1 rRNA gene is annotated in these 295 nt (G+C 44.1%); it reads left to right on the top strand.

From position 1 onward, the window contains the following. Positions 1-95, top strand: a 23S ribosomal RNA gene (locus GEV01_RS30610); the annotation flags it as partial. Between the last annotated feature and the right edge of the window lie 200 nt (positions 96-295).

The following is a 295-nucleotide window of genomic DNA, read 5'->3' as shown; positions in this document are numbered from 1 at the left end:
AGGGTCGTTCGAGACCAGGACGTTGATAGGTCAGGTGTGGAAGTGCAGTAATGCATTAAGCTAACTGATACTAATTGCCCGTACGGCTTGTCCCTATAACCTTAGCAGGTTATGGTGAATAAGAAGTGCGTTGAAACGTTCGTTGATACAACTTCATTACCTAAAATTTTTACTACATAAACGATATAAATCGTTTATAATACTTCCTCCAGATTCTTGGCGGCGCGGAAAAAGACGCGACGCCTGTACAAGTCAATGCCTGATGACCATAGCAAGTTGGTCCCACCCCTTCCCA

It is taken from the genome of Rugamonas rivuli (assembly GCF_009380165.1).
GTDB classification, from domain to species: Bacteria; Pseudomonadota; Gammaproteobacteria; order Burkholderiales; family Burkholderiaceae_D; genus Rugamonas; species Rugamonas rivuli.
This window is presented reverse-complemented; position numbering and strand designations above follow the sequence as displayed.